Below are 20,968 nucleotides of genomic sequence, written 5' to 3' on the forward strand. Positions count from 1 at the left end.
AGCGAGGTTTCGCATCGCAAGCGATAACTCATCGCGCCCCCGTCTTCTTTTGCCTCGCGGTGCTGCGATGCGGCTTGATTACAGTGTTGCTGTTGCTTCGTGACGCCGCCGCGGCCTCGAGCTCCCGGGTCAAATCCGTCATTTCCCGTTCTTCTGCGTCGGTCTTGTGGTCGTAGCCGAGCAGGTGGAGCAGGCCGTGCCCGAGCAGCATCGTGATCTCGTCGAGCAGCGGGCGATCGCGCTCGGCGGCCTGCCGCGCGGCCGTGTCGATCGAGACGATCACGTCGCCGAGGAGACCGCGCCATACCGACGGATCCACGGGACCTCGCCGGCCGCGCCTGCGCGAGTCGGCCCCGTTCTGGTCCAGCATCGGGAAGGCGAGGACGTCGGTCGGCTTGTCCTTGCGCCGGTAGCTGCGGTTGAGCTCGTGGATGGCCTCATCGTTCACCAGGGCGACGGAGAGCTCCACGCCCTGCAACGCGAGGTGGGAGAGCATCTTGCTCGCCCGCCGGCGCACGACCGCCGTCGACACCCCCTTGAAGGGCCCTCCCTGCGTCGTGACGGACACGACCGCGGGGGCCGCCGGGCGGCTCCCGCGGCGCGTCGTCCCCGAGCTCTCCTTGCGCTTCTCGGCCACGGGATCGCTATACCAGCTCGGGGATCTTCTTCGCATCTGCCAAGAACTGCGCGAGCCCGACGTCGGTGAGCGGGTGCCTGGTCAGCTGCTTGATGACCTTGAGCGGCATCGTCGCCGCGTGCGAGCCGATCATGGCGGCCTGCACGAAGTGGACGGGGTGCCGCACGCTCGCGGTGAGCACCTGCGTCGAGAGCCCGTAGTTCCTGAAGATGGTCACGACCTGCAGGACGAGATCCATCCCGTCCCCCGCGGCGTCGTCGACGCGCCCGACGAACGGCGACACGTACGTGGCCCCGGCCTTGGCCGCGAGCAGCGCCTGGGCGGCCGAGAAGCAAAGGGTCACGTTCGTCTTGATGCCCTCGGAAGCGAAGATCCGGGCGGACTTGAGCCCCTCGTCGATGAGCGGCACCTTGACCACCACGTTCCGGTGAATCTTCGCGAGCTCGCGACCCTCGCGGAGGATCGCGTCCTTCTCGACCGCCACCACCTCGGCCGAGATGGGGCCGTCGACCACCTCGCAGATCTCGGCGATCGCCCGCTTCGTCGGCTTGCCGGCCTTGGCGAGGAGCGACGGGTTGGTCGTGACGCCGTCGATGACCCCCATCGACTGCGCTTCCTTGATTTCCGCGATATCCCCTGAATCGATGAACACCTTCATGATGCTGCCTCCGGGAACCGATGGATCGGCCCTTCGGCGGTGTTCATGCTGGGGTCAGATGCCGAGGAGCAAGGGCCTGACAGGGGCCCTCGCTGCCTCGTTCTGGCTGTCAGGCGGAGCGGGCAGGGAGCGCCGGCTCAGGCCGTCGCCTCGTCCTCACCGCCATGGCACTTGTTGAACGGCTTGCCGCTGCCGCAGGGGCACTCCTGCTCCTGCATGACGGCAGGCTGCGGGAGCGCCGGGGCGGGGTTCGCGCCGATCGGGAGGGACTCGTCGTGCTGCGCGACCGCGTCGAGCAGCGCCGCGGCGTGCCGCTCGCGATCCGCAGCCTCGATCTGCGCCTCTTCCTGCTCGGCGCGCCTGACGTTCACGCTGAAGAGCTTCGTGACCACGTTCGAGGAGACGCGGGCCACCATGTTGACGAACATGTTGTAGCCCTCCTTCTTGTACTCCTGCTTCGGGTCCTTTTGCCCGTAGCCGCGCAGGCCGATGCCGTCGCGGAGGTGGTCCATGTCGGTCAGGTGGTCGACCCAGGCCTTGTCGAGCTCCTCCAGGTAGAGGTGGCGGAAGATGCGCAGCGACAGCTCGACGCCGATCTCCTCCTCGCGCTTCTCGTACGCCTTCTCGGCGCGCTCGTAGAGCTCCCGCGCCAGCGTCTCCTGGTCGCCGATGTGCGCGATGTCGTCCGGCAGCTCGACGCCGAAGTGCTCGCGGAAGCCCTGGAAGATGCCGCCCCAGTCCCAGTCCTCCGGCGGCTTGCGGGCCGGGCAAGACTCCTCGACCATCGCGCCGATGATCCGGTCCATCAGATCGAGCAGCCGCTCGCGCTGCTCGGTGAGCGCCAGGGGCATGAGCTCGGAGCACTCGTCGTAGATCTCGAGGGCCTTGTCGGCGCGCGTCTCGAGCTCGATCTTCACGCCCCAGCGCGTGTAGATCTCGCGCTGCATGTTCTCGAGCTCGACGAACCGCTCCGTCTTCTCGAAGTCCTTTCGCACGATCTCGCGCCGGTTGCCGTCCGCGTCGAGCGGCATCACCGGGTCGTTCGCGAACATGCCGAGCAGGTAGCCGACGTCCGGGCGGACGAGCTCCACGATGGACGCGAGCGGCTTGATCGCGCGCTTCTCGCCCGTCGGCTTCCCCTCCTCGTCGAGGACCTCGGGATAGTAACGGCCGACGAGCAGCGACTGGCGCATGTCGTAGATCGTCTTGCGCTGCGCGCTCATCACGTCGTCGTACTCGAGCAGGTTCTTGCGGATGTCGAAGTTGCGCTCCTCGACCTTCTTCTGGGCGTTCTCGACGCTCTTCGTCACCCACGGGTGCTCGATGGGCTCGTCGTCGGGCATGCCCATCCGCTCCATCAGGTTCTTCACCCGATCCCCGGCGAAGATGCGCATGAGGTCGTCCTCGAGGGACAGGTAGAACTTCGACGTCCCGGGGTCGCCCTGGCGGCCGGCGCGGCCGCGCAGCTGGTTGTCGATGCGGCGCGACTCGTGCCGCTCGGTGCCCAGGATGTACAGCCCGCCGAGCTCGCGAATCTCGTCGCCCTCGGCGGAACACTCCTTCTTGAGCTCGTCGACCAGGGCCTCGAACGCATCGGGCTCCGCCTCGGGCTGGCGGTTCTGCTCCTTGAACTTGAGCTTGGCGAGCATCTCCGCGTTGCCGCCCAGGATGATGTCCGTCCCGCGACCCGCCATGTTCGTCGAGACCGTGATGGCCCCTTTGCGGCCCGCCTGCGCGACCACGTAGGCCTCGTTCTCGTGGTGCTTCGCGTTCAGCACGTTGTGCTTCACGCCGCGCTTCGTCAGGATCCGGCTGATCGCGGTGCTCTTCTCGACGCTCGTCGTGCCCACCAGGATCGGCTGGCCGAGCTCGTGCTTCTCGAGGATCTCGTTGATGACCGCCGTGAACTTCTCCTTCTCGGTCTTGTAGACGAGATCCTCGTAGTCGACGCGGACCACCGGCTTGTTCGTGGGGATGATGACGCAGTCGAGCTTGTACGTGCTGTGGAACTCCGCCGCTTCCGTGTCCGCGGTGCCGGTCATCCCGGAGAGCTTCTTGTACAGCCGGAACAGGTTCTGGAAGGTGATCGTCGCCATCGTCCGGCTCTCCTCCTGGATCCGGACGTTCTCCTTCGCCTCGACGGCCTGGTGCAGGCCGTCCGACCACCGACGGCCCGCGAGGACGCGGCCGGTGAACTCATCGATGATGAGCACCTTGCCGTCGCGTACCATGTAGTTGACATCGCGCTTGTACAGCGTGTGAGAGCGCAGGCACTGGTTCAGGATGTGCAGCGTCTCGAGGTTCACCGGATCATAGAGGTTCGTGCCCTTGAGCACCTGGAGCGAGGCGAGCAGCCGCTCTGCCGTCTCCACCCCCTCGTCGGTCAGCGTCACCGAGTGCCCCTTCTCGTCGACGGTGTAGTGCTCCTCGTTCCGGAGCTGGGGGATGACCTCGTTGATCGTGCGGTACTTGTCGCTCGAGCGCTCCCCCTGCCCGCTGATGATGAGCGGAGTCCGCGCCTCGTCGATGAGGATGGAGTCGACCTCGTCGACGATCGCATAGTGCAGCGGGCGCTGAGCGTACTCGAGCGCCGAGAACTTCATGTTGTCGCGCAGGTAGTCGAAGCCGAACTCGTTGTTCTGGCCGTACGTGATGTCGCAGCGGTACGCGTGGCGCTTCTCGGCGTCGCCCTGCTGGTTGACCACCACGCCCGTCGACAGGCCGAGGAAGCCGTACAGCTTGCCCATCCACTCGGCGTCGCGCCGCGCCAGGTAATCGTTCACCGTGACGACGTGGACGCCCTTACCCTCGAGGGCGTTCAGATAGCAGGGGAGCGTCGCGACCAGGGTCTTGCCCTCGCCGGTGCGCATCTCGGCGATGCAGCCGTTGTGGAGCACCATGCCGCCGATGAGCTGCACGTCGTAATGGCGCATCTTGAGCGCGCGCTTCGACGCCTCGCGGCAGACCGCGAACGCCGGGACCAGGATGTCGTCCAGCGTCGCCCCGTTGGAGAGCTTCTCCTTGAACTCCGCCGTCTTCGCTCGGAGCTGGGCGTCCGAGAGCTTCTGCAGCTCCGGCTCCATCCTGCTGATCACCTCGACCCGGGGTCGCATGCGGCGGATGGCACGCTCGTGCGAGGTGCCGAAAATCTTCTTCATCGCCCAAGTGAACATCTTTAGGTGCCTTGGCTCCGCGGCGGTCAGGTGGGAGGAGAGGGTCCGGCCGAGGAACGCGAACGTAGTCGCGCCGCGGGCGTCGCGCAATTCCAGGACCGCGCGCGCCGTCGACGACGCCGCCGACGCGATCCGCCCGAGGCTCCGCAGCCCGGGTCCTCGTCAGGCGTTCGTCGTCCGAGCCCGCTCCGCGCGCGGGTGAACGCTCGTCCCCGCGCCGCGCGCCCAGCGGACCACGACCGTCCCGGGCCACCAGGGGGGCGCCCCGGGGCGGCGCGTCACGTCGCGAGGTGGAGGCGTCAAGCCGTGGTGCACGAGGGGGGACTCGAACCCCCAAGCCTCCCGGCGCCGGAACCTAAAACCGGTGCGTATACCAATTCCGCCACTCGTGCGCGCGGACGCTTGTGGCACCCTACGCCAGCCTCATCAAGCGGGAAAATCAGTTTGCTGCGTTGCGCCGAACGCGTCAGGGCGGGGCAGCGCGAGCGGCCCGGACATGTGGCCCGCGATACGTCGAGCCTGGAGCAACCGGCGGATCGGCGGACCGCGCCGCCTTGGCGGGGCCGCAAACCTGGGCTGGCCCGTGCGCACGAACCGCCCACCGACGGCCAGCGACGCGGTGGGTAAGCCGACAGGGTGGGGGGGCGCTCTTCGTCGGGGCGGAGAGGCGCTGCGGAGGGAGCGCGAAATGGGCACAGCGGCGGCCCCGGGGTCGGCGGGGCAGCCTCACCGGCAGCGACGCTCGAACGAGCGCGTTGCCGCCGAGAACAGGGGAAACGAGGCCCAGGCGACGGCGGCGCCTCGCCTTCGGCACGTGCGTTGCGAAGGGGGGACCGTCCGCGGACGCGGATGCTGCCGCTGAACGACGGAGGGGGCGCGCTCATCGCCGTCCTCGTCGATGCGGCGCAATTCGACTGCAAGCCGCAGGGATACCCGATGACGTACCAACCGAACGTTCTCCTCCTCGATCAGGACCATGTCCTCCGGAGGGCCACGGCGCTCCTCCTCTGCAACCGCGGCGCGCTCGTCAGCCCGGCCGCGACCTTGGAGGAAGCGATCTCCCTCTCCCGCGAGCGCGTCTACGACGTCGCGCTGATCGATCTCGCCCCCGGAACGAAAGGCGCCCGGGAGATCCTGGGCCGCCTGCGGCGCGAGGGCACGATGCCCCGGCGGGTCATCTTCTGTGCCGACGAGCCGGTCTCGTGCGACGGCACGGACGACGTCAGCGAGGTCCTGCTCAAGCCGTACGCCTTCGGTCGGCTGCTCAGCACGATCTTCGTCGACCTCAGCCCCCGGCCCTCCACGCAGTCCGGGGTCTTTCCTCGCCTCCGCCTGGTCCAGGGCGAACGCGCCGACCTGGAGGGGAGCCGCCCGAGCGCGCCTGGTGCTGCGGCGGGTGGCGCTGCGGCGGGTATGGAAGGCGTGGAAGGCCACCGCGCCGAGCGGCGCACCTTCATCGAGGCGAACGGCGCCGCGGTGTACCGGCTCCAGCGCAGGCCGCGCAGCGGCACCTCCGGGCGGACGCTCAGGCCGTCGCGGCGAGCACCTCGAGGTGCTCGCCATCCCGGATGACGATCCGCCGCCGGTCGAACGCGATCAGGCCGGCGCGCTTCAGCTTGCCGAGCAGCAGGGTGACCGTCTCGCGGGTGGACCCGATCAGCAGCGCGATGTCCGCGTGCGTGAACGGGGCCGACACCAGCTGGCCGGCGGTGTGGGGCTGCCCCCATCGCCGCGCAGCGGCGCGGAGGAACTCGATCAGGCGCGCTTCGACCGTGCAGAGGAGCAGGGAGCCGAGGCGCGCCTCGGTCTCGAGCTTGCGCGCCACGAGCGCCGCCGCGAGCGCGCCGCGGAGCGCTGCGTCGGAGGCGAGCTGCCGCTCGAGACCGGCGAGCGGCACCACGAGCGCGTTCCCCTCGTCGAGCACCGTCGCGCTTTCGGACGAGACCGTCGCGCCCGCGAGCGCGCCCTCGCCGACGAGGTCGCCAGGCCCGCGGTGCCCGAGCGGAACCACCCGACCGTCGGCGACGCGCTCGACCTTCACGCGACCCGCCCCGATCAGGAACAGGTGCCTCGGCGGCGCGCCCTGCTGGCAAACGCACTGCCTGCGCGCGAGCCGCTCGACCCTGCCGAGTTCGAACAGCGCCCGCCGGCTCGGTGAGGCCAGCGAGGCGAGGGGTGAGCGAGACAGGATCCGCTCCTTTTCGACATCCTGCGAAGCCCCGCCGCGCACGCCCTCCGCCTCCATCCCGTGCCCGTGCGTAGGTCCGCGCACCTTCGGCTTTCCCATCGCGCCTTCGCCCAACCTTTCGGGATTTCAAGCCTCCCGATCGGCGGCCGATAGTGCAACGATCGGCAGATGGGGGCCAATCCGAACTGGCTGCGGGCAGCGCTCCGCGCGGGGCGAAAAATCTACCGCGGCGAAGGCTGAAACCATGTTCAGCGGTGTAGGATGCAAGCCCTGCGCTATTTTTTTGGTGCAGACGTGAAAGCAAGACCCGGGCCGCTGCCCCGTTCGATGCTACGTTGGGGGTGAGGCCACCAATGAGACACTCGATGGCACGAACCTCGCGCAATGCCCCGGCCCCCGTTCGGCGGGTGGCGCTGGCGGCGAACTGAGAGAAGGAGCTCCTCATGGGCATGGAGATGAAGCTCCAGTTCAAGCTGTCGCAGCAGCTTGTGATGACCCCGCAGCTGGTGCAGGCCATCCGGCTGCTGCAGCTCTCACGGCTCGAGCTGGTCGACGAGATCAGGAAGGAGCTGGACGGCAACCCTGTCCTCGCGGACGACATGACCGACCCGAAGGCGCGGGACGGCGACAAGGGGGATCAGCGGGGGAGGAACGCGGACCTGCCGACGGAGCAGCGGCTCGAGAACGGCGAGCGGTTCGACCGAGACACCGACATCGCGGCGCGCGAGACGGAGAAGCGGGTCAAGGAAGTGGACTGGGAGCAGTTCCTGGAAAACAGGCAGCTCCAGCAGGCCATGCCCGCGCACCGGGGCGGCTTCGAGGAGCTGCCGCCGATCGACCAGAACCTGACCAAGCCGTCGAACCTGCGTGACCACCTGCTCTGGCAGCTCCAGATGAGCGATTTCGTCGAGAACGAGCGGCAGTTCGCGCTGCTCGTCATCGGCAACCTCGACGAGAAGGGGTACCTCGACCTCAAGGGGGGCGAACGTCCGGACGGCACGAAGGGGCCCGACATCAGCCTCGTGGACCTGGCGCGGGAGGCGGAGCTCCACCCCGAGGACGCCGAGGAGGTGCTGTCGATGATCCAGCGCTTCGATCCGGTCGGGGTCGCGGCCCGCGACCTGTCGGAGTGCCTGCGGGTGCAGGCCGAGGTGCTCGGCTTCGACGACATCGAGATGGCCATCATCAAGGACCACCTCCACAACGTGGAGCGGCGCAACTTCCCCGCGATCGCGAAGGCGCTGAAGATCCCGCTGGAGGAGGTCTACGACGCGGTCCAGGAGATCCAGAAGCTGGAGAGCGTGCCGGCGCGCAACTTCGCCGAGGTCGACGAGAAGACCATCGCCATCACCCCGGACGTGTACGTCATCAAGGACGGCACCCAGTTCGTCGTCACCGACAACGACAAGGGGCTCCAGCGGCTCTACATCAACGAGAACCTCGCCCAGCGGATGCTCAGGGACCCGAAGGCGAAGGAGTTCATCAGCGAGAAGCTCCGGAGCGCGCAGTGGCTGATCCGGGCCATCGAGCAGCGGCGGCGCACGATCATCAAGGTGACCGAGTGCATCGTCGAGAAGCAGCGCGAGTTCCTGGAGCGCGGCGTGGGCTACCTGAAGCCCATGATCCTCAGGGACGTCGCCGAGTCGGTCGGCATGCACGAGTCGACCATCTCCCGCGTGACGTCGAACAAGTACGTGCACACGCCCCAGGGGCTCTTCGAGCTGAAGTACTTCTTCAACTCATCCATCCACAGGGTCGCCGACGAAGACATCGCCTCCGAGAGCGTCAAGCAGGCGATCAAGAAGATCATCGTGGCCGAGGACAAGTCGAATCCCTACAGCGACCAGGCGATCGTCAAGATCCTCGAGGAGACGGACGGCATCAAGATCGCCCGCCGCACCGTGGCCAAGTACCGCGAGATGCTCGGCATCCTGAGCTCGTCGAAGCGCAAGAAGATGTTCTGAGCCGCGGCGGCCGGCCGCGGTCGCCCGCCCCTCTGCCACGCCGATCCTCACGGCCCCGAGCCATGCCCGCCGAACCGATCACGGCCGCCCAGATCTTCGAGCGCTTCTTCGCGCCGCACTACCCGCCCGACGCGCTCGCCGACCTGGCAGGCGCGCGCTCCACGGACGCGAACCCGGCTGGAAACCCGTCGATCCTGGCCCAGCTCGACCACGCAGCGGAGGTGTTCGCCCGCCTCGCGCCCGCGGCGTTCGGCGCGCCCGACCTCGGGCTCGACTTCTCCGATGCGTCGGTCCACCGGCTGGGCGCGGCGCTGACGCGCGAGCGACGCGACGCCTGGCTCGCGCCGGCAGGCGGCCCTTCCGATGCGCGCGGATCGAGCGGCGCGTCGGCGGCGAGCGGAGGCGGAGAGCCTCCCATGCTCGTCACCCTCGTGACGCACGGGGCGCTCTACGTCGGGGCGTGCGTCGTCAAGAATCACGGCGGAAAATGGCAGGTCCGGAGGCCCCTGTGGGAGTCGCTGGTCCGGCTCGAGTCGAGCGCAGGGACGGGCGACCTCGCGATCTTCCAGTGGTGGCTCAAGGCGCTCAGCGACGAGGAGATCGGCCGCGGCAGGCTCGTGGATCGCTACCGCACCCACGTGGAGGTGCCGACGTTCGACGCGGAGCGGCTGCCGATCCTCGCCGCGGGCGACCGGCGGATCCCGAAGCTCGCGAAGGTCCGTTACGACACGCTCTACAAGCACCTCCGCGCGCACCTGCCGGAGCTCAGATCCGTGGGCGACGATTTCCCGTCCCCGGAGCGCTTCGAGGAGCTGGGCTTCAAGAGCATGGAGTTCGCGCTGCTCGGCGGCGGGCGGATGCTCCTCATGCACGGGGCGACCGCGGACGGGGTGCACCTGCTCTGGCTCGACGCGAACGGCTTCGTGAAGTCGCTTTACTACCCGGCGGACAGCTTCCCCGCCCACGTGGTCCAGATCGAGGGCCAGAAGATCCGGGTGATCGTGCCCGTCCGCGGCGAGAGCCAGGTGCACGAGATGCTCTGGTGGGGGGCGTAGCTGGCTCGCGCACGGAGCGCGCCGGCGGTAGGCTCGCCCCGTGCTCTCGCCCGACGTCCGCTTCGAGGGGTTCACCGCGACCGACTGGGTTCGCGTGCTGTCGTTGTTCCGGCCCAGGCGCGCGGGCATCGACGAGCGCGAGGTAGGCCGGCCGCGCGGCGGCGTCGTCGCTGTCCACGCGGGCGGCAAGCTGAGAAAGCTCGTGCACACGGACGCGGGCCGGCTCCGGATCGATGACGCGCAGCGCGCCCTCCCGCTCTCCGCGGAGGAGCTCGCCGCGAGCCACCACGCGAGCTGGGCCGCCGTGCTCGAGGCGGGTGTCCTCGAGGCCATCGTGGAGCGGTTCGGGGCGCGGGTGCGGCGCGGTGACGATCTCATCGGCCAGTCGCTCCTGCTGCTGCAGCTCGCGCGCGAGGAGCTCCTCGCAGGGAGAATCGATCTCTGGCCGGCGAGGCTGCGCGGCGTGCCGATGCCCTCGGCGGGCGTCGTGCGCGGCACGCTGGAGTCGCTCGCAGGGGTCGGCAAGACGGTGGTGATCGGCCTGTTCGAGGGCGGGGAGCTCTGGACGAGCGTCGCGCTCCGCCGCGACGCCCGCGGGATCAGCCTGATCCTCGGGCCGGACGAGGTGCGGGAGGACATGGGGCTGCTCGCGGGCGACTGGCGGCGCGACTACCGGCACCTCTCGCGCGCCATCGAGGAGCGGGCAGGGGAGCTGTCGCTCGGCTGCTTCGCGGAGGCGGAGACCATCCGGCAGCTCGAGGTCGACCCGAGCCCGGGCGCCTGGGCCAGGGCGGTGGCGGTGCGCGACGTGATCCTCGCGCCGGTGCCGGCGGCCCTCGCCATCCCGCTCGGGATCGACGCGGGGCGCGCGGCGCTCAGCGCGCTCCGCGCGCTCGTGGAGCGGATCGATCCGATGGGGATCGTGGCGCCAGCGGTGCGGGCGGTGCTCGAGCGGGCCGGCACCGACAGCGACATGGCCGCGATGCTGCCGTTCCACCCGCTGGAGCTCCTCCGCAAGCTGCTCAGCCGGGATCGCTGAGCCGGCGCGGCCCCGCCGCAGCGCGGCGCGCACCTCCAGCACGGCGCGCTGCCTGGCTCAGGGGTGCGCGGTGCTCGAGTCGCCGCCCTGGACGGCGGGCGCGAGCTGGAAGCGGCGCTCCTCGCAGGCATACGCCGTCGGGGTCAGCTCGATGACGGTGTGCAGCGGGATCGGCAGCGTGGGGCACGAGGGCGCGGGGCGATCCACGAGGTAGGCGTAGAGCGCGCGCAGCACCGCCTGGTGGCCGATCACGAGCACGGGCGAGCGCTGGCGCTCGAGCTGGATGATCAGCGGGTCGAGGCGCTGGATGACGTCCTCGTACGACTCGCCGCGCGGGTAGCGGTAGCGGAACTTGTCGGCCGCGCGCGCGTGGAAGACCTCGGGCATCTGCTGGCGGATCTCCTCGTACGTCATGCCCTCGCAGACGCCCGCGTCGATCTCGTCGAGGGCGCGCCAGGCGACGTGGTTCTGCGTCATCGGGCGCGCGGTCTGGATGGTGCGGCGCAGCGTGCTCGTCCAGACGTTGACGTGCTCGTCGCCGGCGCGCTCGCGGATGAACGCGGAGAGGTTCTTCGCGTACTCGTCGCCGCGCGCGCTGAGATCCGAGTCGCCGCCGAGCAGCCCCTTCTCGTTGAACACGCTCTCCCCGTGGCGCGTCAGCCAGATCGGGTGCGGCGTGAGGTGCATGTTCATCAAGAGCGGGACGAGGCGCGCCGGCAGGTAGCCGTGGATGCGGTTCAGCACGACCTGGCGGCCGACGTCGATGATCTTGATGTAGCTCCGCTCCGGCTCGCCGAGCGGCTCGTACGCGCGGGCGTAGTGCGCGATGCGCGCGCGGAAGTCGCGCAGCGCCGCCTCCGGGTCGACGCCCTGGTAGTCCGGCGAGCGGAGCTTCGTCTCGCGGACGTTGGTCTCGATGATCGACTCTTCGTTGCAGATCGACTCGATGAAGACGACCGGGAAGCCGTGCGCCTGGCAGCGCTCGGTGACGAGGTTCCGGCGAGCGCGCGTGCTGTTCGTGGCGTCGTAGATCGCCACCTCGCCGCCGGAGCTGAGCCAGCCGATGAGGTCGTCGAGGGCGGTCATCGCCATGCCGAGGAGCGCCTGGCGCCCCTCGGTGTTGTTGGGATCGAAGAACTGGTGCGGCTGCGCGGTGCCGAGGTGCGCGCGGCGGTAGTTGCCCACGTTGAAGAGCCGCGTGGGGTGGCCGAGCCACGACAGGTACCGCGCGATCTTGCGGGCGATGGACGTCTTCCCGCGGGCGGGCAGGCCCACCATGGCGAGCACGATCGGCGAGGAGTCACGCGCGAGCGAGACCATGGGAGCGTTCTAGCCGATGACGGTACGGCCGGCGACGATGACGGAGAGCAGGCGGCCGCTGCGCTGTCCGTCGCGCCGGTACGAGAAGAAGCGGGCGGGGTCACACGCGGTGCAGCCAGGGACGTCCTCGACCGAGGCCGCGTCCAGGCCGACCTCGGTGAGCTGGGCCTTGAGGATGCGGCGGACGTCGACGTGCGGGCGCGCGCCGGGCGCCCCGCGGACGACGGCGGCGGCGCCCGCGCTGGAGGACGCGGCGAGATCGGCGGCGACGTCGTCACCGACCTCGAAGCAGCAGGCCTCGATGTGCGGGCCGATGGCCGCGACGAGATCCGCGCCGGGGCCGGCGAGCGAGCGGAGCGCGCGGGCCGCCTCGACCACGACCCGGCGGACGGTCCCACGCCAGCCGCTGTGGACCGCGGCGACGGCGCCGGTCCGGCGATCGGCGAGGAGGATCGGGGCGCAGTCGGCGCTGCGGACACCGCAGCCGACGCCGGGTACACGCGAGAGGGTCACGTCCCCCACCTCGCGGACGACGTCGTCGCGATTCTCCTCACCGGTGAGGACCCGCGCCTCGACGCCGTGGACCTGGCTGAGGAAATAGAGCCGAGCGGCCGGGATGCCGAGGCGCCGCGCGGCGCGCTCCAGGTTCTCCCGGACGGCGGCGGGGTCGTCGCCGAGGGCGATGGCGAAGCTCAGGGTGTCCCACGGGGGGGCGCTGACGCCGCCGCGCCGCGTGAAGAAGGCGTGCGAAAAGCCGGCGGCGGCGAGGAGCGGGCTCTCGAGCGCCTCGGCGGCCCCGGGGGCGTCAATTTTTACGGTCATTTTGGCTCCACGGCGGGATCCGCTGCGTCGGCTGCTTCGGTCATAGACGATACGGGTGGGTTGCGTGGTATTTTCCGGCTCCACGCATGGCTGCCGGTCCGGACCCGAATATCGGTCGAGATCTGCTCGGAGGGCAGTTCCAGATCCTTCAGAAGATCGGCTCCGGCGGTATGGGGTCGGTCTACAAGGCCGCGCAGCCGGCGATGAACCGGATGGTGGCGGTGAAGATCCTCCACCCCAAGCTCGCGAACCGGAAGGATCTCGTCTCCCGCTTCCGCCGCGAGGCGCGGGCGATGAGCCACCTCACGCACCCGAACACGGTCAAGGTGCTGCTCTACGGCGAGCTCGAGGACGGCTCGCTGTACATCGTGATGGAGTACCTGGAGGGCAAGAACCTGAACCAGGTGGTCCGCAAGGAAGGGCCGCTGCCCGTCGAGCGCGCGATCCCTGTCCTCATCCAGGTCTGCGGCGCGCTGCAGGAGGCGCACATCCAGGGGATCGTGCACCGCGATCTCAAGCCCGAGAACATCTTCCTGTCGACCAACGGCGGGCTGAAGGACTACCCGAAGGTGCTCGACTTCGGCCTCGCGAAGGTGACGGAGCGCGAGCTCAGGCCGGGGTCGGTGATGCTCACGCAGGAGGGCATGGTCTTCGGGACGCCGGAGTTCATGTCGCCCGAGCAAGCGCAGGGCAAGGTGCTCGACGCGCGGAGCGACATCTACTCGCTCGCGACCATCCTGTACGAGGTGCTCACGGGCAAGCTGCCGTTCGAGGCGCGCACGCCCATGGAGTACATCCAGCACCACGTAACGAGGAACCCGATCCCGCTCGATGACCGCGTCCCCGGGAAGCAGTTTCCGCCGGGGCTCAGCGCGGTGCTCGCCAAGGCGCTCGAGAAGCGGCCCGAAGATCGGTTCGAGTCGGCCGCGGAGTTCGCGGACGCGCTCAAGCCGTTCGCGGGCGGCGCGGGCAAGGGCTACACGGCGATGATGCCGAAGAAGGCGAACGCGGTGCTCGAGCAAGCGTCGAAGCAGCACGCCGCCGCGCTCCAGGCGAACAAGTCGTCCGCGCCATCCGCGTTCAAGTCGCCCGCGAAGACGGTGAAGATGGTCCAGCAGCCGCCGGCGCCGTCCGCGAAGCCAGCGCCCGCGCCGGCGCCCCTCGCCAAGCCGCCCAGCAAGGCGCCGGCCAAGGCGGAGGCGAAGCCGCTGCTCCTCGTCGGCATCGCGGCGGGCTGCCTGATCGCAGGCATCCTGATCACCATCGTGGCCATGCGGCTGTTCCAGGGCTGATCCTCCGCGAGCGCGCCCCGGATCGAGGCGGGCCTCCGCGGGCGTGCTAGCGTCGCCGCGCCGGCGCGCCGGGCGCTCTGGATGCGCATCGCCTGCGCCAGCGTTCACGGGGACGGCGTCATGGCCTCGGAGCAATCACGGAACCCAGGGGGAAACGAGAACGATCCGGTCAGGAAGACCGATGCGCCGGATCGGGCGTCGGATCCGCTGCGTCAGGCATCGGATCCGCTGCGTCAGGCGTCGGATCCGCTGCGTCAGGCATCGGACCCGTTGCGTCGAGCCTCGGATCCGCTGCGTCAGGCATCGGACCCGTTGCGTCGAGCGTCGGATCCGCTGCGTCAGGCGTCGGATCCGCTGCGTCAGGCGTCGGAGCCGCCGGCGCGGCGGTCGGGGCCGCCGGGGCGAGGGAGCGAGCCGCCGGAGCGGATCAGCGGGGCAACGCGGCCGGCGAGCGCGCCGCACATCGAGGGCGCGAAGCGCTTGCCCAGCCAGCCAGACGGCGCGCCCCCGCAGGAGAGAGGCCCCAGGATCGCGACGTGGGCGAAGCGCATCGGGATCGCGCTCGCGGCCCTGCTCGTCCTCGCCGCCGCCACGATCGCGCTCGTCATCCGGCACTACGAGGCGGATCTCCCCTCGACCCACGAGCTCAAGGACTACCGGCCCCCGCAGGTGACGCGCATCCTGGCGCGCGACGGGACGCGCCTCGGCGAGGTCTTCACCGAGCGGCGCACCGTGGTGCGCATCGGCGAGATCCCGAGCCAGGTGAAGCTGGCCGCGCTCGCGGCCGAGGACGCAGGCTTCTACGAGCACGCAGGGCTGAACTATCTCGGCATGCTCCGCGCGCTCGCGGTGAACCTCCGCTCGACCCGGGCCCGGCAGGGCGCGAGCACCATCACGCAGCAGGTCGTGAAGAACGTCCTGCTCACGCCGGATCGGACCTTCAACCGCAAGGCGCGCGAGATCATCCTCGCCCGCAAGATCGAGCAGGAGCTCACCAAGGACGAGATCCTGGAGCTCTACCTCAACAAGATCTACTTCGGCCACGGCCGCTACGGGGTCGAGGAGGCGAGCCGCTACTACTTCGGGAAGAGCGTGCGCGACGTGACGCTCGCCGAGGCCGCGCTGCTCGTCGCCATCGTGAAGGGGCCGTCTGTGTACTCGCCGCGGGTGAACCTCGAGCGCGCCGCGGCGCGGCGGGACTTCGTGCTCGATCAGATGCAGCGCAAGGCCTTCGCGGACGAGATCCAGGTGGCGCAGGCGAAGCAGGAGCCGGTCGTGCTCGCCATCGAGACCGAATCGCTCGCCGAGCTCGCGCCCGAGGTGGTCGCCGAGGCGCAGCGCGTGCTGCGCGAGCTCGTCGGGCCCGCCGCGCAGCAAGGCGGCTACACGATCACGACCACGATCGATCCGGCGATGCAGGCGGCGGCGCGCGCGTCCGTCCGCAAGAACCTCGACGCCTACGCGAAGCGGCACAAGCTGCTCGGCCCGCTCGCGCGGAGCAAGAAAGAGCCGCCGGCCTTCGATGGGACGCCCGCCGGCCACAAGGTCTTCCGGGGGGTCGTGACGGGCGCCGACGACGCCCGAGGGACGCTCTCGGTGCGCGTGGGCACGCTGGAAGGCACGGTCACGCTCCGCGGCGCGCAGCGGTACAACCCGAGCGGGCTCCCGCCGAGCAAGTTCGCCGACGTCGACAAGGTGGTGCGCGTCAGCCTGATCGGCCCCGCGCCGGAGCCGGTCGTCGAAGCGGCCGCCGCAGGCCAGGAAGAGGACGAGGACGCCGCCGGAGAGGCAGGGCGCGCCGCGCCCGCTGGCAAACCGGGGAAGCCCGCGGCCCCGGTGCCGCTGCGGCTCGAGCTCGGACCCGAGGGGGCGCTCGTCGCGATCGACGTGCGGACGCGCGAGATCGTCGCCCTCGTCGGCAGCTACGAGGCGATGCGCGGCGGGCTCGACCGGGCGACGTTCGCGCGGCGGCAGCCAGGGTCGACGTTCAAGGCGTTCGTCTACGGCTACGGCATCCACGCGCGCACGCTGACGCCGGCGACGATCCTCGACACCGATCCGCTGTCCATCGCCGGGTACAAGCCGCAGAACTACGACGAGAGCGAGGGGAAGTCGCCGGCGCGGCTCCGGGAGGCGGCGGCGCACAGCGTGAACGTGGCCGCGGTGTCGGCGCTGTCGCGCGTCGGCGCCTCGAACGTGGTCGCCTTCGCCGGCGCGCTCGGCGTCCAGTCGAAGCTCGGCGCAGACCTGTCGCTCGCCCTCGGCGCCTACGAGGTCACGCCGCGCGAGATGGCCGCCGCGTACGCGAGCATCGCCGCGGGCGGCGTCCACGAGCAGCCGGTCCTGATCACGAAGATCGTCGGGCCCGGCGGGGTGGAGATCCCGCTGCCGCCACGCCGTCCGGGGCACCGCGTGATGGAGGAGGCGGAGGCCTATGTGCTCACGAGCGTGCTGACGTCGGTCGTGCAGAGCGGGACCGCCAGGCAGGCGCGCTCGCTGGGGCGGCCGATCGCCGGCAAGACGGGGACGACGAACCAGTCGAAGGACACCTGGTTCGTGGGCTACTCGACCGACATCGCGTGCGCCGTGTGGACCGGCTACGACGACGCGGCGCCGCTCGGCAGCGGCGAGACGGGCGCCATGGCGGCGCTGCCGGCGTTCGTGGATTTCATGAAGCAGGCGCACGCGAAGCGCCCGGCCGCCGATTTCCCGGTGCCGAGCGGCGTCGTGCGCGTGAAGATCGATCCGCTGACGGGTCTCCTCGCGCGCGAGGGGCAGGAAGACGCCATCGAGGAGGTGTTCGTCGCCGGGACGGAGCCGACCGAGGAGGCGCAGGTCCCCGAGGCGGACGCGGGCGCGGAGCCGGCGGACGGCGGGACGCCAGCCGAGCAGCCGGGAACCCCGCCGGCGGCAGGCGAGGGGCCGCGGCCGGTAGAGCCAGGGGCCGCGCCAGCGCCGGTCGAGTCGGAGCACGCGCCGGAGCCGGGCCCGCTGCCGGCCGGCGAGACGGCGCCGCCGCCGTTCTGAGCGGCGCGGGCGCACGAGCGCCCTGATCGGCGAGAGGGACAGGGAGGCTGAGGCGGAAGGAGAGAGTCCACTCCGCCCGGTGCTCCAGGCGCTCGGACCGGCCGCCGCCCTACCCGGCGCCAGGCGCCGACATGCTCGCTCGGATCGTGGCGCCGGCGCCCACCTCGGGGAATGGGCCCATGACCGCCAGCGTGAGGCCGTCCTCCTGCATGTTCACGAAGAGCGCCTTGCCGTCGGGCGAGAAACACACGCCGGAGAGCTCTCTGATGCTCCGCGCGTTGCGCGCGAAATCGAAGATCTGCCCGTCCAGCGTCACGCCTCGAAGGTAGTTCCCTCGATAGCCATCCTCCGCCATGAAGAGCTCTCGAAACCAACACATGCCGTCCGGCCGGCCGGGAACTCGGTACCGAAAGGCACGGAAGGCAATTGCCACATGGGCGCTGCGGGGACGATGCACGAGAGGAACGCAGGGCCGCGCGCAAAGAGAGGCCGAGTCGGTGAGCGCGCTGGCCGGGATACACGCCACCTTCGTGGCGTCATCCCACCTGGCCTTCGTCACCGACGTTACGGGCCAGGACCTTCGAGGACACCCGGCCGACGAGCCGCCGCAGGACCTGCTTCGCGCCGATCGCGCCGCCAGCGCCGACCGCGAAGACGAGAGGCGCCGCGGCGCCGCCGGTCACCGCGACGAGGCCCGCCGCGAGCAGCACGCCGGCGCCGGTCGCCATCGCGCCTGTCGAGGCCTCCTGCGCCGCGTGCGCGAGCGCTTCCTTCCTCGTCATCTCGCCTCGCTGGTAGGCCGTGACGCCCTCGTAGGCACCGAAGGCGCCGTCGATCACGAACCCGATACCGGCCGCCTTGCCCGCGCCCTTCAGGACCTCCCGGCCCGCGGCCCTCATCGCCTCGCGGGCCAGCCCCTTCGCGACCGCGGCCGAGACGCCGTCGGTGAGCGCGGCCTGGCCCGCGTGCCGCCCCGCTGCCTGCGCGACGATCGCGGCGGCCTGCGTTCCGCCCTGATCCCCGATGATCTTCGCCGCCGTCTGCGCTCCCAGCGAGAGCCCGGGCGCGAGCGCGTCCACGACCGCCGTGGTGTTCTCGACCATCACGCGCCGCAGGCCCTCCCGCGCGCCGTCGTCGAGGAGCCTCTTGCCCGCCGCCGAGAACAGCGCCTCCGCCGCCCCGCGGACGGCGACCGCGCCGCTCCCTGCAATCGAACCAAGGATCTTGTTTCGCTGTGAGCTCATCTCGACCTCCCCGCCTCGCGCGCCCTCGCCTCGATCATGGGGTAGCGCCCGGGTGCGGAAAGACAAGCTCAGCGACGCGCGCTCCCACGCTGCCGTGTCGCGGCGCCGGCCGCGTCCGATCGCCGGACCTCAGAACCTCACGAGCAGGCGCGAGCCGAGGCCGCCCGGCGCTGGCGTGAGGACGAGCTCTGCCGCCGGTTTGCCAGAGGCCGGCGCCGTGGGCTCGGAAGGGCTCAGCAGGAGCAGCGTGACGCCGGCGCCGATCCCGACGAGGCCGACGCCGGCGAAGACGCCGGCGAGCGTCGAGGCGGTCTTGCCCGTGTCGTAGTCGCCCTGGAGCGACGGCGGGCACTCGTAGGCGCCTCCGCCGGCGGGGGAGCACCCCTCCTCGACCGCGGACAGCGCGCCGGCGCGCACGGCCAGCGCCACGACGGTCGCGATCGCGCCAGCGCCGCCGACGCCGAGCGCGACGTAGCCGCCCATGCGAATGCCGCTGGCCGGCGTGCCGGAGGCGCTCGGCGCGGAGAGCGCGTCGCGCCCCGGGAGCGGCGCGGGCACGGTCAGCGTCACGACCTGACGGGCGCCAGGCGTGAGGTTGGCGCGCTCCGCGATGGGCGCGGCGCCGCCGTAGAACAGCTCGACCGTGTGGGCGCCGAGATCGCGCTCGAGCTCGACGCCGAGGAGCCTCGGGTCGAGGGGCTTGCCGTCCAGCACCACCTGGACCGGCGGCCGCCCCTCGGCGCCTTTCAGCCGGACGGTCAGCGTCCCGACCTTGCCGCCGAGCGCCCGGTAGCGGGCCTCGGCGTCATCGCTCCACCCGGCGTACTTCGCCTCGTTGGACTGCAGCGCGGCGCGCCGGAGATCCCACCAGTCTCGCCTCGCCGAGGCATAGCGGCCGAGCTCCTCCTCGCACTCGGCGATGTTCCGGAGCGCGCCGAGCCCCTCGGGGTAGATCTCCAGCGCGCTCCGGAAGGCGATGACCGCCTGCTCGCACTGTCCGGTGCTCCGCAGCTCGCGCCCCCGGGCGAACAGCGTCTTCGCGTCCTCCTCGGCCCCGATGGCGAGCGCGCGCGCCGGCGCCGCCGCGAGCATGGCGACGCCGCAGAGCGTGATGAGCCGTCGCTCAAAAGGTCTCACTCTTGTCGATCTCCTTGCGGCGCCGGGGCACCGTGGGCGCGGCGGTCGCCGTCGCGCGCGGGGTGGCCTTGTCAGCCCCGGGGCGGCGCTGGGATGAGCGCGGCTGCGCAGGCGCTGCGGAGGCAGGCGGCGCGGGCGCTGCTGCGGAAGCAGGCGGCTCGGCCATGGCCGGCGGCTCGGTCGCGGCGGGCTGCTGCGGTGGGGGCGGCGAGCGCAGCGCGACCGCCTGGAGCGCGCCCCGCACGCCGGGGGCCATGAGCCGCGCCGGCTGTTCCAGGCGCGGCCGATCGAGCAGGCGCGCCGCCAGCGCGGCGGTCCCCCCGAGCGCGGTCAGGCAGGCCAGCGCCACGGCGGGCGCCACCCGAGGCCGCCGCGGCGGCGCGACCTCCGCGGGCCGCTCGGGCGGCGGCGCCGAGAGCGCGGCGTGGTAGGCCCCGACCATCTCGCGGATCGAGGCGAACCGCTGCGCCGGCCCCTTCGCGAGGGCGCGCGAGAACCAGGCGTCGAGCCCCTGGGGAAGCGATCGCCGGACCTCCGTGGCAGGCTCGAAATCGCGGGTGCTGACCGCCACGATGATCTCCGCGATGCTGTTGCCTTGAAAGGGCGTCCAGTCCGTCAGCACCTCGTAGGTCAGCACGCCGAGCGCCCAGACATCGGCCCGCGCGTCGACCGCGAGCGGCGAGGCGAGCTGCTCCGGGCTCATGTAGTTCGGCGAGCCCAGCATCACGTCGGCCTCCGTCTCCTGCGGCCGATCCAGGCCTAGATCGCCGTGCAGCGCCTTGGCGATGCCGAAATCCGCGACCTTCACCGTCAGCTCCGCGCCGGGCGCGTCGACGAGCATCACGTTCGAAGGCTTCAGGTCGCGGTGCACGATGCCCATGTCGTGCGCCACGGTGAGCGCGTCCCCGATCTGATCAAGGATGTTCCCGAAGCGCGCCGGATCGATCGGCCCCTTGTGGCGCACCTCGGCGAACAGCGTTCGCCCCGGGATGTACTCCATCACCAGGTAAGGGATGTCGTCGTGGACCCCTGCGTCGTGGACCGCGACGATGTGCCGCGTGCGCGCGCTCAGGCGGGCCGAGATCTGGGCCTCGAACCGGAACCTCTCCAGGACGGTGCGGCTCCGCTCCGCGTCGCCGGTCAGCGAGGCGCTGAGGAACTTCACGGCGAGCTCGGTCTTGAGCGTGACGTGCACGGCGAGCCAGACCTCGGCCATGCCCCCGCGCCCGAGCGGCCGGACCAGCCGGTATTTGCCGTCGACGACCTCGTCGGGGGTGTGCTGCCAGATGTCCGACTCGTCGGCGCCGGCCTGACGGGCCGCCGCGCTCGGGCTGATCCGCACGGTCGGCGGTATGCGGGGCGTGGCGGCGTCCACGCCCGAAGGATAGTGGATGCGGCGCGCGGGACTGGCA

Annotated in this window: 16 protein-coding genes and 1 tRNA gene; 6 read left to right on the forward strand and 11 right to left on the reverse strand. The window is 70.9% G+C overall.

The features are described 5' to 3' along the window. Positions 1-28 precede the first annotated feature (28 nt). The 4 genes from ybeY to WME97_RS00160 all read right to left on the reverse strand — a co-directional run bounded on the left by ybeY (position 29) and on the right by WME97_RS00160 (position 4,860). Positions 29-637, reverse strand: coding sequence for an rRNA maturation RNase YbeY (ybeY, locus tag WME97_RS00145; RefSeq protein WP_437548437.1), 609 nt, complete (start codon positions 635-637; stop codon positions 29-31). Between the two features lie 7 nt (positions 638-644). After that, positions 645-1,295 carry a fructose-6-phosphate aldolase gene (fsa, locus tag WME97_RS00150; RefSeq protein WP_437548439.1) on the reverse strand — a complete coding sequence of 217 codons (651 nt, stop codon included), beginning with the start codon at positions 1,293-1,295 and terminating at the stop codon, positions 645-647. A gap of 137 nt (positions 1,296-1,432) precedes the next feature. Beyond that, positions 1,433-4,468: a preprotein translocase subunit SecA gene (gene secA, locus WME97_RS00155; RefSeq protein WP_437548441.1), complete on the reverse strand. Its 3,036-nt coding sequence runs from the start codon at positions 4,466-4,468 to the stop codon at positions 1,433-1,435. Positions 4,469-4,775: 307 nt separating this feature from the next. Then, positions 4,776-4,860: transfer RNA gene (locus WME97_RS00160), tRNA-Leu, on the reverse strand. Between the two features lie 457 nt (positions 4,861-5,317). Between WME97_RS00160 and WME97_RS00165 the strand changes: the two genes are divergently transcribed. Continuing rightward, positions 5,318-6,040 (forward strand): response regulator, encoded by a 723-nt coding sequence (locus tag WME97_RS00165; RefSeq protein WP_437548443.1) that lies wholly within the window; start codon positions 5,318-5,320, stop codon positions 6,038-6,040. Here WME97_RS00165 and WME97_RS00170 read toward each other — a convergent pair. Continuing rightward, complete coding sequence (locus WME97_RS00170; RefSeq protein WP_437548445.1) at positions 5,994-6,755, reverse strand: Crp/Fnr family transcriptional regulator; 762 nt, start codon at positions 6,753-6,755, stop codon at positions 5,994-5,996. The two genes, WME97_RS00165 and WME97_RS00170, sit on opposite strands and share 47 nt — an antisense overlap. Positions 6,756-7,099: 344 nt before the next feature. Here WME97_RS00170 and rpoN point away from each other — a divergent pair, with 344 nt between their 5' ends. From rpoN to WME97_RS00185, 3 genes are all read left to right on the forward strand, one after another. Next, the gene (gene rpoN / locus WME97_RS00175) at positions 7,100-8,620 is read left to right on the forward strand and encodes an RNA polymerase factor sigma-54 (RefSeq protein ID WP_437548447.1); all 1,521 of its coding nucleotides are present in this window, start codon (positions 7,100-7,102) and stop codon (positions 8,618-8,620) included. A 62-nt stretch (positions 8,621-8,682) separates the two neighbouring features. Beyond that, a complete protein-coding gene (locus tag WME97_RS00180) occupies positions 8,683-9,675 on the forward strand; it encodes a hypothetical protein (RefSeq protein ID WP_437548449.1) in 993 nt (330 codons plus the stop codon). A gap of 40 nt (positions 9,676-9,715) precedes the next feature. After that, the gene (locus WME97_RS00185; protein ID WP_437548450.1) at positions 9,716-10,714 is read left to right on the forward strand and encodes a hypothetical protein; all 999 of its coding nucleotides are present in this window, start codon (positions 9,716-9,718) and stop codon (positions 10,712-10,714) included. Between the two features lie 57 nt (positions 10,715-10,771). Here the strand turns inward: WME97_RS00185 and WME97_RS00190 are convergent, their stop codons facing one another. Together WME97_RS00190 and pgeF are read right to left on the reverse strand one after the other, a co-directional pair. Beyond that, positions 10,772-12,034: a bifunctional nucleoside/nucleotide kinase/histidine phosphatase family protein gene (locus WME97_RS00190; RefSeq protein ID WP_437548452.1), complete on the reverse strand. Its 1,263-nt coding sequence runs from the start codon at positions 12,032-12,034 to the stop codon at positions 10,772-10,774. A 9-nt stretch (positions 12,035-12,043) separates the two neighbouring features. Continuing rightward, positions 12,044-12,856 (reverse strand): peptidoglycan editing factor PgeF, encoded by an 813-nt coding sequence (pgeF, locus tag WME97_RS00195; RefSeq protein WP_437548453.1) that lies wholly within the window; start codon positions 12,854-12,856, stop codon positions 12,044-12,046. 86 nt (positions 12,857-12,942) lie between these two features. Between pgeF and WME97_RS00200 the strand changes: the two genes are divergently transcribed. Both WME97_RS00200 and WME97_RS00205 read left to right on the forward strand, forming a co-directional pair. Next, positions 12,943-14,148, forward strand: a complete 1,206-nt coding sequence (locus WME97_RS00200) for a serine/threonine-protein kinase (RefSeq protein ID WP_437548455.1) — start codon at positions 12,943-12,945, stop codon at positions 14,146-14,148. 312 nt (positions 14,149-14,460) lie between these two features. Further along, positions 14,461-17,175 carry a PBP1A family penicillin-binding protein gene (locus tag WME97_RS00205; protein WP_437548457.1) on the forward strand — a complete coding sequence of 905 codons (2,715 nt, stop codon included), beginning with the start codon at positions 14,461-14,463 and terminating at the stop codon, positions 17,173-17,175. A 109-nt stretch (positions 17,176-17,284) separates the two neighbouring features. Here the strand turns inward: WME97_RS00205 and WME97_RS00210 are convergent, their stop codons facing one another. The 4 genes from WME97_RS00210 to WME97_RS00225 all read right to left on the reverse strand — a co-directional run bounded on the left by WME97_RS00210 (position 17,285) and on the right by WME97_RS00225 (position 20,931). Beyond that, on the reverse strand, positions 17,285-17,530 hold the full coding sequence (locus WME97_RS00210) for a hypothetical protein (protein ID WP_437548459.1): 246 nt from the start codon (positions 17,528-17,530) through the stop codon (positions 17,285-17,287). Positions 17,531-17,711: 181 nt separating this feature from the next. Then, positions 17,712-18,419 (reverse strand): hypothetical protein, encoded by a 708-nt coding sequence (locus tag WME97_RS00215; protein WP_437548460.1) that lies wholly within the window; start codon positions 18,417-18,419, stop codon positions 17,712-17,714. A 129-nt stretch (positions 18,420-18,548) separates the two neighbouring features. Continuing rightward, entirely contained in the window at positions 18,549-19,556 is a 1,008-nt protein-coding gene (locus WME97_RS00220) for a tetratricopeptide repeat protein (RefSeq protein ID WP_437548462.1), read from the reverse strand. Next, on the reverse strand, positions 19,543-20,931 hold the full coding sequence (locus WME97_RS00225; RefSeq protein WP_437548463.1) for a serine/threonine-protein kinase: 1,389 nt from the start codon (positions 20,929-20,931) through the stop codon (positions 19,543-19,545). The genes WME97_RS00220 and WME97_RS00225 overlap by 14 nt, the downstream gene beginning before the upstream one ends. Between the last annotated feature and the right edge of the window lie 37 nt (positions 20,932-20,968).

This window comes from Sorangium sp. So ce367, assembly GCF_051520455.1.
Lineage (GTDB): Bacteria > Myxococcota_A > Polyangia > Polyangiales > Polyangiaceae > Sorangium > Sorangium cellulosum_B.

Coding starts and splice junctions, on each gene's coding strand:
- fsa (WP_437548439.1), bottom strand. CDS start 1,295: ATGAAGGTGTTCATCGATTCAGGGGATATCGCGGAAATCAAGGAAGCG.
- secA (WP_437548441.1), bottom strand. CDS start 4,468: ATGTTCACTTGGGCGATGAAGAAGATTTTCGGCACCTCGCACGAGCGT.
- WME97_RS00165 (WP_437548443.1), top strand. CDS start 5,318: ATGCTGCCGCTGAACGACGGAGGGGGCGCGCTCATCGCCGTCCTCGTC.
- WME97_RS00170 (WP_437548445.1), bottom strand. CDS start 6,755: ATGGGAAAGCCGAAGGTGCGCGGACCTACGCACGGGCACGGGATGGAG.
- rpoN (WP_437548447.1), top strand. CDS start 7,100: ATGGGCATGGAGATGAAGCTCCAGTTCAAGCTGTCGCAGCAGCTTGTG.
- WME97_RS00180 (WP_437548449.1), top strand. CDS start 8,683: ATGCCCGCCGAACCGATCACGGCCGCCCAGATCTTCGAGCGCTTCTTC.
- WME97_RS00190 (WP_437548452.1), bottom strand. CDS start 12,034: ATGGTCTCGCTCGCGCGTGACTCCTCGCCGATCGTGCTCGCCATGGTG.
- pgeF (WP_437548453.1), bottom strand. CDS start 12,856: ATGACCGTAAAAATTGACGCCCCCGGGGCCGCCGAGGCGCTCGAGAGC.
- WME97_RS00200 (WP_437548455.1), top strand. CDS start 12,943: ATGGCTGCCGGTCCGGACCCGAATATCGGTCGAGATCTGCTCGGAGGG.
- WME97_RS00210 (WP_437548459.1), bottom strand. CDS start 17,530: ATGGCGGAGGATGGCTATCGAGGGAACTACCTTCGAGGCGTGACGCTG.
- WME97_RS00215 (WP_437548460.1), bottom strand. CDS start 18,419: ATGAGCTCACAGCGAAACAAGATCCTTGGTTCGATTGCAGGGAGCGGC.